This is a genomic window from Arthrobacter sp. BC5, from assembly GCF_056680255.1.
The window spans coordinates 3080310-3093661 of the sequence record NZ_CM155273.1; the positions used below are offsets into that span (position 1 = coordinate 3080310).

Annotated in this window: 11 protein-coding genes and 1 tRNA gene; 4 read left to right on the forward strand and 8 right to left on the reverse strand. The window is 69.7% G+C overall.

From position 1 onward, the window contains the following. Positions 1-191 precede the first annotated feature (191 nt). A tRNA-Leu gene (locus AC1MFI_RS14430) sits at positions 192-275 on the reverse strand. A gap of 258 nt (positions 276-533) precedes the next feature. On the opposite strand from AC1MFI_RS14430, the gene AC1MFI_RS14435 reads away from it, so the two are divergent. Further along, positions 534-827, forward strand: coding sequence for a hypothetical protein (locus AC1MFI_RS14435; protein ID WP_479817734.1), 294 nt, complete (start codon positions 534-536; stop codon positions 825-827). Positions 828-831: 4 nt separating this feature from the next. Here the strand turns inward: AC1MFI_RS14435 and AC1MFI_RS14440 are convergent, their stop codons facing one another. The 6 genes from AC1MFI_RS14440 to AC1MFI_RS14465 all read right to left on the reverse strand — a co-directional run bounded on the left by AC1MFI_RS14440 (position 832) and on the right by AC1MFI_RS14465 (position 7741). Then, entirely contained in the window at positions 832-1581 is a 750-nt protein-coding gene (locus tag AC1MFI_RS14440; protein ID WP_479817735.1) for a M50 family metallopeptidase, read from the reverse strand. Positions 1582-1627: 46 nt separating this feature from the next. Next, positions 1628-2890: a kynureninase gene (locus AC1MFI_RS14445; protein WP_479817736.1), complete on the reverse strand. Its 1263-nt coding sequence runs from the start codon at positions 2888-2890 to the stop codon at positions 1628-1630. 129 nt (positions 2891-3019) lie between these two features. After that, a complete protein-coding gene (locus AC1MFI_RS14450) occupies positions 3020-3991 on the reverse strand; it encodes a trypsin-like serine peptidase (RefSeq protein WP_479817737.1) in 972 nt (323 codons plus the stop codon). A gap of 155 nt (positions 3992-4146) precedes the next feature. Further along, a complete protein-coding gene (locus tag AC1MFI_RS14455) occupies positions 4147-5052 on the reverse strand; it encodes a MaoC/PaaZ C-terminal domain-containing protein (protein WP_479817738.1) in 906 nt (301 codons plus the stop codon). Continuing rightward, on the reverse strand, positions 5049-6425 hold the full coding sequence (locus tag AC1MFI_RS14460; protein WP_479817739.1) for a 3-oxoacyl-ACP reductase: 1377 nt from the start codon (positions 6423-6425) through the stop codon (positions 5049-5051). The genes AC1MFI_RS14455 and AC1MFI_RS14460 overlap by 4 nt, the downstream gene beginning before the upstream one ends. Next, complete coding sequence (locus AC1MFI_RS14465; protein ID WP_479817740.1) at positions 6425-7741, reverse strand: acetyl-CoA C-acetyltransferase; 1317 nt, start codon at positions 7739-7741, stop codon at positions 6425-6427. Before AC1MFI_RS14465 ends, AC1MFI_RS14460 begins: the two co-directional genes overlap by 1 nt. A gap of 63 nt (positions 7742-7804) precedes the next feature. Here AC1MFI_RS14465 and AC1MFI_RS14470 point away from each other — a divergent pair, with 63 nt between their 5' ends. Both AC1MFI_RS14470 and AC1MFI_RS14475 read left to right on the forward strand, forming a co-directional pair. Then, complete coding sequence (locus AC1MFI_RS14470) at positions 7805-8569, forward strand: TetR/AcrR family transcriptional regulator (RefSeq protein ID WP_479817742.1); 765 nt, start codon at positions 7805-7807, stop codon at positions 8567-8569. After that, the gene (locus AC1MFI_RS14475) at positions 8566-10686 is read left to right on the forward strand and encodes an acyl-CoA dehydrogenase family protein (RefSeq protein WP_479817743.1); all 2121 of its coding nucleotides are present in this window, start codon (positions 8566-8568) and stop codon (positions 10684-10686) included. Before AC1MFI_RS14470 ends, AC1MFI_RS14475 begins: the two co-directional genes overlap by 4 nt. Positions 10687-10716: 30 nt before the next feature. On the opposite strand, the gene glgA is transcribed toward AC1MFI_RS14475, so the two are convergent. After that, a complete protein-coding gene (glgA, locus tag AC1MFI_RS14480) occupies positions 10717-11910 on the reverse strand; it encodes a glycogen synthase (protein ID WP_479817744.1) in 1194 nt (397 codons plus the stop codon). A 132-nt stretch (positions 11911-12042) separates the two neighbouring features. On the opposite strand from glgA, the gene glgC reads away from it, so the two are divergent. Further along, positions 12043-13287 carry a glucose-1-phosphate adenylyltransferase gene (glgC, locus tag AC1MFI_RS14485; protein WP_479817745.1) on the forward strand — a complete coding sequence of 415 codons (1245 nt, stop codon included), beginning with the start codon at positions 12043-12045 and terminating at the stop codon, positions 13285-13287. Positions 13288-13352: the final 65 nt, after the last annotated feature.

The window sequence follows — 13352 nt, forward strand, 5'->3', positions numbered from 1 at the left end:
CCGCTTGTCGATCCACCGCAGTAGGTAGGCCGTCTGGCCGTTCTTGCGGGATCTCTTCTCGATGTTCGCCATACGAAGAACTATGCGAGTCGTGCTCCCACGGGTGGTGAATTTCGGCATCCACGTGGTCGAGATCGCACTTCGCGTGGTCCAGGGCACAAAAAAACCCCGGCGAACCGGGGTTTTCTTTGTGCGCGGAGGGGGACTTGAACCCCCACCCTCAATAAGAGGACTAGCACCTCAAGCTAGCGCGTCTGCCATTCCGCCACCCGCGCGGGTGGTTTTTCACCGTAGAAACCGGCGAAAGCAACGAGAGAAACACTACCACGAGATCGCCCGAGTTGTTGAATCGGCAGGCCTGCGCAGACGCCGGGCGCGCTCCGCCCCTACTCGGGCGCCGGCTTCGGCGCGGGTTGGGCAGGCTCCCTACACGGGAGACGGACGGACCGGCAACTGCTCCCGACCGGGCTCACGGGACTGTCCGGCCTGCGTATGCTGGCCTCACCAGCCACCCCTACCAAGGAGGTGCCCCAGTGCCGGGAATGGATGACGTGGACCACACGAACCCCGACCAGGAGCAGTACGCCCTGACGTACGAGGCGATGAAGCGTGCGAACATCTCGACGGGCGAGCTCTGGCTCCACTACTTCAGCATGGGCGGCGGAGTGGATGAGTACGAGGTCAACGCGTATCTGCACGGCCTGATCCACCTGCCCGAACACGAGCGGGACTGCATCGCCCAGGCCGTCAACGAACTGTTCGACGACCTGTGCCGGCAGCAGGGGGCGCCCTACAGTTCGGGCCACGTCCGGCGCTGCAGCGACTGAGCAGTCACCGGACCGGAACGGCACCCTGCGCGATGACGGCCAGTGGTTGCAGGGTCAGGGCCAGCGCTCCGAGGATGGAGAGCGCGAACAGCCCGAGCCAGACGGGAGCGGGGATGCGTGTCGTCCCAGCCAGCAGGTAGGCGTCGGACGAGGCGAGATTCCGCCGTCGGACGTGGACGCGCACCACCTTGCCCCAGTCCCGGCAGGCGCCCACCAGCAGGGCGATCCCGAGGACGAGGCAGGCGTACCCGGCGGACGCCGGTTCACCGAACCGGACGAGAGCCAGCGATACGGCCGCAGTGATCCCCAGGATGAGGACGCCCTGGAGGTTCCGGATGAGGACGAGCGCGGCCATCAGGGCCAGCGCGCCGACGGACAGCGCGGCGGGCGCCCAGCCGTAGGCGGCACTCCACACGAGCGCCGCACCGACGGCGGAGGGCACGGGATAGCCCCAGAAGGTCGTGAAGGCGGCGCGCCACCCGCGCGGACCGAGACTCGTCGTGGTGCCCGAATGGTCGAGGCGTAGCGTGATCCCGGTGACGCGCTGCAGGGTGAGGAGGGCCGCGACCGCGTGGCCGAGTTCGTGGACCACGGTGACGAAGAGGCCGAAGAACCGCCAGGAGCGCCGGGGTACCGACAGCGCGATGGCCACCACCACGATGGCCACCAGACCGGGGACGCCGATCACGGGAGGCGACGCCCGGGCCAGGCCGTCCATGAGCCGTTCCCAGAACGGGCCCAGCGCATCCTGCATCACGAACTCGTCGAACGGTGCATCGGCCGGCCCGTCATCCGGTCCATCATGCGGTCCATGGCTGGTCCGCCGCCCCCTTCCCGCTGCGGGGCAGTCGCGCTGCGATGGCCTCGATCGCCACCGCGACCTCGTGGAACGACGTCGACAGCGGTGAGAGGCCCAGCCGGATCCCGTTCGGGTTGCGGTAGTCGGGGATGACACCCTCCTCCCACAGTTCCGGGACCATTCCCGCGAACGCCTGATGGTCGATCGTGATGTGGCCACCCCGGGCGGCTGGGTCCCGGGGTGAGGCGAGCGTGACCCCGTGGGGAGCGAGCACGGCGTCGACCGCTTCGACGGCGAAGCTCGTGAGCAGCTCGGACTTCGCCCGCACCGCGGCCATGCCTACCTGCTCGATGAGCGCCAGCATCTCGCGCATGGCCACCATGCCCACGATCGGCGGAGTGCCCGACACGAGGCGCCGGATGCCCTCCGCCGCCTGGTACTCGGCACCCATCGCGAAGGGATCGGCGCTTCCCAGCCACCCGAGGATCGGCTGTTCGAGGGCCGGCAGGTGCCGCTCCGCCACATACGCCCAGGCCGGCGCGCCCGGCCCCCCGTTCAGGTACTTGTAACTGCAGCCGGCGGCGTAGTCGACGCCCCACGCGTCCAGGTCCGCGGGGACGGAGCCGACGGAGTGGCTGAGGTCCCACAGGACGAGGGCTCCGGCGTCATGGGCGATCTGCGTGATTCCCGGGACGTCCGCGATGAAGCCCGAGCGGTATGCGACGTGGCTGAGCAGGACGAGCGCGGTCTGCGGGCCGACGACGGCAGCCACGTCGGCAGGCGTGGAACCGCCGTCGTAGGCCACGTCCATCCAGCGCAGCGTCAGTCCGCGTTCGCGCGCGATGCCCTCGACGATGAAGCGGTCCGTGGGGAAGTTGTCGCGGTCCACGACGATCTCGGTGCGCTCCGGCCGCGCAGCGACGGCCGCACGCGCGAGCTTGTAGAGCAGGACGCTCGTCGAGTCCGCCACGATGCACTGCCCTGCGGCAGCTCCGAGTGCAACCCGGCCCAGCTGGTCGCCGATCTGTCCGGGCAGGCCGAGCCAGCCCTCGTCCCACCCGCGGATCAGGCGCCCGCCCCACTGGTCCTGGACGAATGCGGTGAGGCTCTCCACGGTCGTCGCGAGCGGCCGGCCGAGGGAATTGCCGTCGAGGTAGGACCGTACCGCCCCCTCCGCGGTGCCGAGGAAGAGCGTGCGGTGCTGGGCGAGGGGATCGGCGGCGTCCAGGGCAGCCGCGCGGTCGAGGAGGGTGGAAGCGCTCATGGCCCCAGTCTAGGGCGGTGGTCGCGGGCGTCGTCTGACCCGCAGCCGCGGTGCGCGGGCGGTCCCCACGGAGGGAACCGCCCGCGCACCGCCGGCCGGAGATGATCGCTCGAGAACGACAGGCGGAGGCTACCGGCCGGCCGCCGTGGAGTAGGCGGACTGGATGGAAGTGCCGAAGTACGGACCGTACATGACGTTCTTCTGGGTGCTGTAGCCGAAGCTGTTGACCGAGTTCTGCGTGCCGGCTGCGCCCGAGCCGACGAACCAGGGACCTCCCGAGGAGCCGCCGGTCATGTCACAGGGGATACCCTGCGACTGTGTACCGCCGATCCGGTCAGCGGAGGCGGTGCCGTAGCAGCTGTAGAGCCGCTCGCCGTTGAACGGGGACGCGGCGGGGTACCCGTAGGCGCTGTAGGTGAGGTTGCGGGCCATGTTGAACCCGATGCTGGAAGCACCGACGGTCGCGGCGAGGGTCCGGCCGTCGAGCGTGTTCACCACGGCGAAGGCGCCGTCGTAGTTGATGTCGTTGCGCGAGACCCACTCGGTGGCAGCGTGCAGCGAGCGCGCGGTCCACTTGCCGTAGGGGGCGGCCCCGTTGCTGTAGGCGGGGACGAAGACGAAGTTCGTGGCCCAGCCGGAGGCGAGCTCGTGCGTGCAGTGGCCCGCGGTGGCGACGGTGCTCTGGTTCCCGCTCTGGACGGCGTTCCCGGAGCAGACGTAGTTCTGGCCGTTCATGGTGAAGAACACCTTGCCGATGCGGGGGACCGGCGCCTGCGCGGTGGCGCGGGCGCCGACGACCGGTTCCCTGGGAGCCCTGGTGACCGACTCCTGCCCGGCCTTGGGCATGATCGAGCGGCCCTCCGCGGCCCAGCCGGAGTTGATGGTGTTGGCGGGCTTCGCGCCCTTCATCCTGTCCTCCGTCCAGTAGGCGTCGAGGGCGGCCTGGCTCTCGTCCTGCACATGGGACGCGGTGGTGCCCGCTACGGCGGTTCCGACCGCTCCCACGACGGGTGCGGCCTGGACTGGCCCTGCTGCCATCAGCGCCGATGCCAGCAGGGCCGAAGCGGCGATCATGCCGCCTGTGAGACCTCTAGAGTTCACGAGACTCCTCTTTCCATACAGTGGTGCCGGCCGTGGTCGGCTGGTGCCTGGAGTCTGCCCTGACGGCTGGCGCCCTGCCCAGCGGAAACGGCGACCTCGGCTGAAACTCCCCCGAATACCATCGCCTCTCTGGACAGGGTCATCACGGCATGGAACTATTCCGCGCGCACCCACCCCGTGAAATGCGGCCGCCGTCGCTCGGCGGACCAGCCGACGACGTCGACGCGTCCGCCCGAGTCGTCCCCGGTGCGGGTGAACGATGTCGTCACGACGCCGGGCAGCAGGACCGGCGCGGCGAAGTCGATCCGCCAGTGCAGGCCGCCGGACGGGGCCGGCACGGCCTGGTCGACCATGCGCGCGGCGAGGTACATTCCGTGTGCGATCGCCGTCCTCATGCCGAGCACCTTCGCCGTCGGCCCGCTGAGGTGGATGGGGTTCCAGTCCCCCGACACCGCGGCGTAACGGCGTCCGGTTCCGGCGTCGAGCCGCCAGACGCCCGTCGGCCGGGGCACCGAGAACGCCGCGCGGTCCTCGGTGTGCCGCTCCCCGTCCCCCGAGGAGAGCCTGACACCCCGGGCCAGGTAGACGGAACGGCCTGACCACACGCGCTCGCCGCCGATGCCGACCTCCGTCACGAGGTCGACCTGCGTGCCGGCCGGGTGGGGACGAAGATCCTCCGCCCAGGCCACGACGTCGAGCTCCTCGAACACGGTCACCTGCCGCTCCTGGTGCACCTCGTTGCTCAGGTGCACCATGCCCAGCAGCGGCAGCGGGAAGTCCTCCCGGGCGAGCACGCTCAGGGCCACGGGGAACGCGAGCGTGTGGAGGTAGGCCGAGGGGAGCTGGTCCCGTCCGGCGGATCCGAGCAGCTGCTGGTACCGGCCGAGGGCTTCCGGATCGACGGGGACTCCGAGAGCCCGGTGCCGGACGCCGGGCAGGACGGACGGCGTGCCCACCCGCCCGATCCTGCGGCGTACGGCGAGCGCGAGGGCCCGGCGGTACAGCCCGGGAAGTGCCGGTACGCCGGGCAGCATCACGTCGTCCGGAGCAGTCCCGCTCACGCCCCCACCAGGTTCTGGCCGCACACCCGGACCACCTGTCCGTTGATACCGGCAGCGGCATCGGAGGCGAGGAAGGCGACGGTCTCGGCCACGTCCACCGGGAGGCCGCCCTGCTGCAGGCTGCTCAGGCGACGGGCCACCTGGCGTGTCAGCGGCGGGATCTTCGCGGTCATGTCGGTCTCGATGAATCCTGGGGCCACCGCGTTGATGGTGCGGCCCGCGGCGTCGAACGCCGCGGCCTGCGCGCGCACCATGCCGATCACGCCGGCCTTCGACGCCGCGTAGTTGCTCTGCCCCCGGTTGCCCGCGATGCCGCTGGTGGACGCCAGGCTGATGATCCGGGCGGTGTCGGAGAAGACCGGCGAGGCGAGGAACTCCTCGTTGATGCGCAGCTGGGAGGCGATGTTCACGGCGATGACGGAGTCCCACCGGGATGCATCCATGTTGGCCAGCAGCTTGTCCCTGGTGATGCCCGCGTTGTGCACCACGATGTCGAGCATGCCGAAGCGCTGCCCGGCGTGCTCGAGGATCCGGGCGGCGGCGTCGGGAGCGGTGATGTCGAGCTGGAGTGCCGTGCCACCGACCCTGTTGGCCACCTGGGCGAGCTGCTCGCCGGCCGCCGGTACGTCGACCGCGACCACGCGGGCTCCCTCACGGGCGAGGATCTCGGCGATCTTGGCACCGATACCGCGCGCGGCTCCGGTGACCACCGCGGTCTTGCCGGCCAGCGGCTGGTCGGGCACGCCCTCCCCCGCCGCGGTCGTCGCGGCGGCGAGGCCGGCGATGCTCTCGGCGGGAGTGGCCGACACCTCGACGAACTGGCCGTCCACGTAGGCGCTCTTGCCGGAAAGGAAGAAGCGCAGCGCGCCGAGGGCGGTGGGGTCCGTGGTCGTCGCGTCGCCGCGCAGGATGATGCCGTTGGCCGTCGCACCCCCGCGCACCTCGTGCGCCACCGATCGGATGGCGCCGTCGATGCCCTGCCGGGCGGCAGCCGCGGCGGGATCGGTGGTGTCCGCGGATGAACGGAACAGCGCGACGACGCGTCCGCCCGGCACCAGCAGCTTCACCGCCTGCCCGAGCTCCAGCATGGGACCAGCCAGGTCCGCCGGCGCGGATACGGCGTCGAGTACGACGACGGCGGCACTCAGGTTCTCGCCGGGCAGGACGTGGCGCCGCACGTCGATGTCCCACCCCAGGAGCACCTCGGCGAGCGCATCAGCCCCGGCGCCGGAGCCCGCGACCAGGACCGGCCGGGATGCGATGGCCTCGCCCGGCGTGTAGCGCCGGAGGACCGAGGGTCGCGGCAGCCCGAGGGCCTTGGCGAGTCTCCCCGGCAGCGGGGTGTTGACCAGGTCCAGGTACTTGTCGGCCATCAGTTGCGCGCCTCGAGGATCGCGGCGACGCCCTGCCCACCGGCGGCGCAGATGGAGATGAGGCCCCGGCCACCCTGCTGCGAGAGCGTCTTGGCGAGCGAAGCGACGATACGGCCGCCGGTCGCGGCGAAGGGGTGTCCGGCCGCGAGCGAGGAGCCGTTGACGTTGAGCTTCGAGGGGTCGATGCTGCCGAGGGCTCCGTCGAGTCCCAGGACCCGCTTGCAGTAGTCCGGGTCCTCCCAGGCGGCCAGCGCGCTGAGCACCGTCCCGGCGAAGGCCTCGTGGATCTCGAAGAAGTCGAAATCGTCGATGGTGAGCCCGTTGCGCTCCAGCAGGCGGGGCACGGCGTGGACGCCCGCCATGAGCAGCCCTTCCTCGCCGTGCACGAAGTCCACCGCGGCCGCTTCGGCGTCGACGATGTTCGCGAGCATCGGCAGGTTGTTGGCGGTGGCGTAATCCTCACTGCCGAGCAGGACGAGGGCGGCGCCGTCGGTCAGGGGTGTCGAGTTTCCCGCGGTCATCGTCGCAGGAGTCTCGAGGGACTTGCCGAACACGGGCTTGAGCGCCGCAAGCTTGTCCAACGACGTGTCGACGCGGAGGTTGGCATCCCTCGTGAGGCCGCGGTAGGGCGTCATGAGATCGGAGAAGAATCCGCGCTCGTAGGCTGCCGCGAGGTTGTGGTGACTGCGGTAGGCGAGTTCGTCCTGTGCCTCCCGTGTGATCTGCCACGCCGCCGTCGTGAGCGCCTGGTGCTCGCCCATGGACAGCCCAGTGCGGGGCTCGCCCGTGGTGGGGGCGTTCGGTGAGAGGTCCTTCGGACGGAGCTTGCTGAGGGTCCTGATCTTCTGCTGTGTGGTCCTGGCACGCGAGAGGTCGAGCAGCACGCGGCGCAGCCCCTCGCTGACGGCGATCGGCGCATCCGAGGCGGAGTCGACGCCGCCTGCGATGCCCGAGTCGATCTGGCCTAGCTTGATCTTGTTCGACAGCCCCACCACGGTCTCCAGTCCGGTGGCGCAGGCCTGCTGCAGGTCGTAGGCGGGCGTCTCCGCTGACAGCGCGGAACCGAGGACCGCCTCGCGCGTCAGGTTGAAGTCGCGGGAGTGCTTGAGGACGGCTCCTGCGGCGACCTCGCCGATCCGCTCCCCCTGCAGGCCGAAGCGTGCCACGAGTCCGTCGAGGGCCGCGATCAGCATGTCCTTGTTGGACGAGTAGGCGTACGCGCCGCCGGATCGGGCGAAGGGGATGCGGTTGCCGCCGATGACGACTGCCGTGCGGAGTGACTGGGCAGCGTTCTGTGCCCCGGCCTGATCTGTCATGGAAGGACTCCTGGTGCGTGAGATGGATTACCGATACCTAGCGTACCTGATACGCTGGGTATCATGAAGCTTGCGCCCGTCCTCAAGAGAGCCTCCTCCGAGGCGTCCGGCGTCACGGCCGCTCCTCCCGACGGGCGTTCCAGCCGCTGGGAGGAGCACCGGGCGGAACGGCGCCGACAGCTCATCAAGGCCGCACGGCGCGCCGTCAGCGCACTCGGCCCGAAGGCGTCGATGGAGGACATCGCCGCCGCGGCCGACACCTCGAAATCGGTGTACTACCGCTACTTCGGCGACAAGACCGGACTGCAGCGGGCCATGGCCGAAGTGGTCATCGGCCAGATGCAGCAGAAGGTGATCGACGCGGCGAAAGCAGCTGCCACCCCCCGCGAAGGGCTGCACTCCATGGTGCTGGCCTACCTGCAGATGGCGCAGACCTCACCGAACGTCTACGCCTTCGTCACCCGCGTGGGCATCGCAGAGACCAGCGCGGCCGAGGACGGCGACCAGGACACCCTCGCCCACTTCCTCGCCGCGATCACGGAGATGATCTCGCGGCCGATGCGCGCCTACCTCCTCTCCCCCGACCGTCCGGCCGGTCCCGACGACGCAGCGCCCGAGTACTGGCCCGCGGCAGCGATCGGGATGGTCCGGGCAGCCGGCGAGCAATGGCTGGCAACTCCCGACGGAGCCGGCAAACCGACGGAGGAGCAGATGGCCCGGCACATCTCCGGATGGCTCTTCGACGGCATCAGCCGGTTCGAGGCTCTCGTGCCGTCCACCGACGTACTCCCCACCCCTATCCGCCCATCAGCGAAGGACACGCCATGACCCAGACCATCTCCCGTCCCCAGCAGATCCCCGCCTCGGCCGACATCAGGGACGACGAGGGCGCGACCGTGGACACCGCCGAGCTCGGCGAGCTGCTCCTCGGCAAGTGGGCGCACGTGCGGCGTATCGCCCGCGACCTCGCCGGCCGTCCCGAGGTGCAGAAGATCGAGGGCCTGACGCACACCGACCACCGTCTGCGCTGCTTCGACCAGCTCCACTACCTGGTGGAGCAGCAGGCCGTGCACCGCGCCTTCCCGAAGGCCTTCGGCGGCGACGACGACCATGGCGGCAACATCGCCGGCTTCGAGGAGCTCGTGGTCGCGGACCCCTCGCTCCAGATCAAGGCCGGCGTGCAGTGGGGTCTCTTCGGCTCCGCCGTCATGCACCTGGGCACGGACATGCACCACGAGGCGTGGCTGCCGGGCATCATGACCATGGAGATCCCCGGTTGCTTCGCGATGACCGAGACCGGCCACGGCAGCGACGTCGCGAGTATCGCCACCACGGCGACCTTCGACCCGGCCACCGACGAGTTCGTCATCGACACCCCCTTCCGGGCCGCCTGGAAGGACTACATCGGCAACGGCGCCATCGACGGCCGCGCCGCCGTCGTCTTCGCGCAGCTGATCACCAACGGCGTGAACCACGGGGTGCACGGGCTCTACGTGGAACTGCGCGACGCCGACGGCACCTTCCGGCCCGGCGTGGGCGGGGAGGACGACGGCATCAAAGGTGGCCTCAACGGCATCGACAACGGCCGCCTGCACTTCACCGGCGTCCGCGTGCCGCGCACCAACCTGCTCAACCGCTACGGCGACGTCGCCCCGGATGGCACCTACACCTCACCCATCGCGTCCCCCGGCCGCCGCTTCTTCACCATGCTCGGCACCCTGGTGCAGGGCCGCGTCTCGCTCGACGGCGCAGCCGTGGCCGCTAGCAAGCTCGCCCTGACCGCCGCGATCACCTACTCGACCCAGCGCCGCCAGTTCAATGCGTCCTCGGATCTGAGGGAAGAGGTGCTGATGGACTACCAGCGGCACCAGCGCAGGCTCCTCCCGCGCCTCGCCGCGACCTACGCGGCGTCCTTCGCGCACGAGGAACTCCTCGAGAAGTTCGACGACGTCTTCTCCGGGAAGCATGACACCGACGAGGACCGGCAGGACCTCGAGACGTTCGCCGCCGCCCTCAAGCCGCTCAGCACCTGGTTGGCCCTCGACACGCTGCAGGAGTGCCGCGAAGCCACGGGTGGCCAGGGCTTCCTGATCGAGAACCGTTTCGCATCGCTGCGTGCCGACCTCGATGTCTACGTCACCTTCGAGGGGGACAACAACGTCCTGCTGCAGCTCGTCGCCAAGCGCCTCCTGACGGACTACGCAAAGGAGTTCACACGAGTCGACATCGGTGTGCTGGCGCGCTACGCGGTCTCGCAGGCCGCCGGGAAGACGCTGCACCGGTCGGGCCTCCGCCGGGTGGCCCAGACCGTCGCGGACTCCGGGTCCGAGAAGAAGTCCGCAATCGCGCTGCGCGACGAGGACACGCAGCGCGAGTTGCTCTCGGACCGCGTGCAGTCCCGGGTCACCGACCTCGCCGCCGTGCTCCGGGGCGCGAAGGGCATGTCGCAGGAGAAGTCGGCCTCCCTCTTCAACGAGCACCAGAACGAACTCATCGAGGTGGCCCACGCCCATGCGGAGCTCCTGCAGTGGGAGGCGTTCACGCGCGGGCTCGGCAAGATCCAAGATCCCGGGACCCGGGAGGTCCTCACGCGCCTGCGCGACCTCTTCGGACTGTGCCTGATCGAGAAGGACCTGGCCTGGTTCCTCATGAACGGGCGTCTCTCCTCGCAGCGCGCCCGGACCCTCGACGGCTACATCAACCGCCTCCTGGCCAAGATCCGGCCCCACGTGCTCGATCTGGTGGAGGCCTTCGGCTACGGCCCGGAGCACCTGCGCTCGGCCATCGCCAGCGGGGCGGAGCAGCAGCGGCAGGAGGAGGCGGCGGACTACACGCGCCGCCGCCGCGCGAGCGGTGACGCTCCCATCGACGAGAAGACGCTCCTGGCCCGCGAGGCCAAGGCGAAGAAGACCACGAAAGCCGCCAAGGCGCGCGCGAAGCGCTAGCGACGCACGCCCCGCCGCTCGGCCCGATCGTCAGAGGACGCTGCGGTACACGCCCAGGGTGGTCTCGGCGATCGAACCCCAGTCGAAGTGCCGCTCCGCCCGTTCGCGGCCTGCCGCTCCCATGGCGGACGCCTTCGCCGGGTCCCCGACGAGCGTGTTCAGCGCGGCGGCGAAGTCGGCCACGAACTTCTCGGGGTCCAGGGGGGTCCCGGTGCCGTCCTGGACCTGCTCCAGGGGTACGAGGGTGCCGGTGACGCCGTCGTCGATGACCTCCGGGATGCCCCCGGTGGCCGAGGCGACGACCGCGGCGCCGCAAGCCATGGCCTCGAGGTTGACGATCCCGAGGGGTTCGTAGATGGAGGGGCACGCGAACACCGTGGCGTGGCTGAGGATCTGGACGACCTCGCGGCGCGGCAGCATCTTCTCGATCAGCACCACGGAGCCGCGCCGCTCGCGCAGGTCCGAGATGAGCACCTCCGTCTCGGCGGCCAGTTCGGGGGTGTCGGCGGCGCCGAGGCAGAGCACGAGCTGCACATCGGCGGGCAGGTAGGCTGCCGCACGGAGCAGGTACGGCACGCCCTTCTGGCGGGTGTTGCGGCCCACGAAGACCACGCTCGGGCGGTTCGGGTCGATGCCGTGGGCCCGGAGGGCGTCGTCGTCCGCGTCGCGCGACCACAGGGCGACGTCGATCCCGTTGTGGACCACGTGCACCTTGCCGGGGTCGACGTCCGGGTAGCTGCGCAGGATGTCCGCCCGCATGCCTGCCGACACGGCGATCACCGCAGCCGCCGCCTCGTAGGAGGTCTTCTCCACCCAGGACGAGAGCGCGTAGCCTCCGCCGAGCTGCTCGGCCTTCCAGGGCCGGAGGGGCTCGAGGCTGTGGGCACTCAGGACGTGCGGGATGCCATGCAGGAGCGACGCGAGGTGCCCGGCCATGTTGGCGTACCAGGTGTGCGAGTGCACGAGGTCCGCTCCTCCGATCGCGTCGAGCATCTGGAGGTCGGTGCCGAGGGTCTGGACTGCCGCGTTGGCCCCGGTGAGGCCCTCGGGAACTCCGTAGGACAGCACCGAGGCGCCGTGGTAGTCCTCGGCCCGCGGCGCACCGAACGCGTGGACCCGGAGGTCCACCTGCGGCGCCAGGACACGGCTGAGTTCGGCTACATGCACCCCCGCGCCACCGTAGATCTCGGGCGGGAATTCCTTGGTCACAATGTCTACTCGCACTAGATCAACGTAGTGCAGTGTGTCGGAGTCCTCTAGTGTGAAGTGACCGGAAGGGTTCCGGGATGTGGACCTACGCTCGATCGACGACCAATCGGGATTGCAGAACACTCAAGGAAGAGCGGGGGGTCAGAAGTGGCACCGAAGAAAGTACTTGCCGTCGTATTGGCAGGAGGAGAAGGCAAACGGCTGATGCCGCTGACCGCGGACAGGGCCAAGCCCGCCGTACCGTTCGCCGGCAGCTACCGGCTCATCGACTTCGCCCTGTCGAACCTCGTCAACTCCGGCTACCTCCAGATCGTGGTGCTGACGCAGTACAAGTCCCACAGCCTCGACCGGCACATCTCCGAGACCTGGCGCATGTCCACCCAGCTCCAGCAGTACATCGCCTCCGTGCCCGCGCAGCAGCGGCGCGGCAAGAGCTGGTTCCTCGGCAGCGCGAATGCCATCTACCAGTCCCTCAACCTCATCCACGACGCACAGCCGGACATCGTCGTCGTGATCGGTGCGGACCACGTCTACCGCATGGACTTCGAACAGATGGTCGACGCCCACGTGAAGAGCGGTGCATCGGTGAGCGTCGCCGCCGTCCGCCAACCCATGAACCTCGTCGACCAGTTCGGCGTGATCGAGGTGGACCAGAACGATCGCGGGCGGATCGCGGCCTTCGTGGAGAAACCGAAGAGCACGCCGGGGCTGCCCGACGATCCCGACAGCTTCCTCGCCTCCATGGGCAACTACGTCTTCACCACCGAGGCCCTGGTCAGGGCGCTCGAGGACGACGCGGCGCGCCTGGATACGAAACACGACATGGGCGGTGACATCATCCCCTATTTCGTGGAGCGCAATGACGCCGCGGTGTACGACTTCACCACGAACGACATCCCCGGTGCCACCGACCGCGACCGCCAGTACTGGCGCGACGTCGGCACCATGGACTCGTACTACGACGCCAACATGGACCTCATCTCACCGCTGCCGCTCTTCAACCTCTACAACCTGCAGTGGCCCATCTACACGCGCCAGAGCGTGTCGCCGCCGGCGAAGTTCGTCCGCAGTGCCTCCGGCCGCTCCGGCGAAGCGCACGACTCGATCGTCTCCGCGGGCGTCGTCGTCTCCGGCGGGGCCGTGGACACGTCCATCCTCGCGACGGACGTGTTCATCGACGAGGCGGCCGAGGTCACCGGGTCCGTCCTCCTCGACAAGGTCAATGTGGGGCCCGGAGCGGTGGTGCGTCGCGCCATCATCGACAAGAACGTGCGGATCCCCGCCGGCGCGCAGATCGGGGTGGACCCGGACCTGGACCGCCGCCGTGGCTTCGCCGTGACGGATTCCGGGCTGACGATCGTGAGCAAGGGTCAGTTCGTCGCACCCGCCTGACCGGGACGGACGTGGGAGGGGCCCCGGCAGCTGCCGGGGCCCCTCCCTGCGTTCCGGCCGGCCGA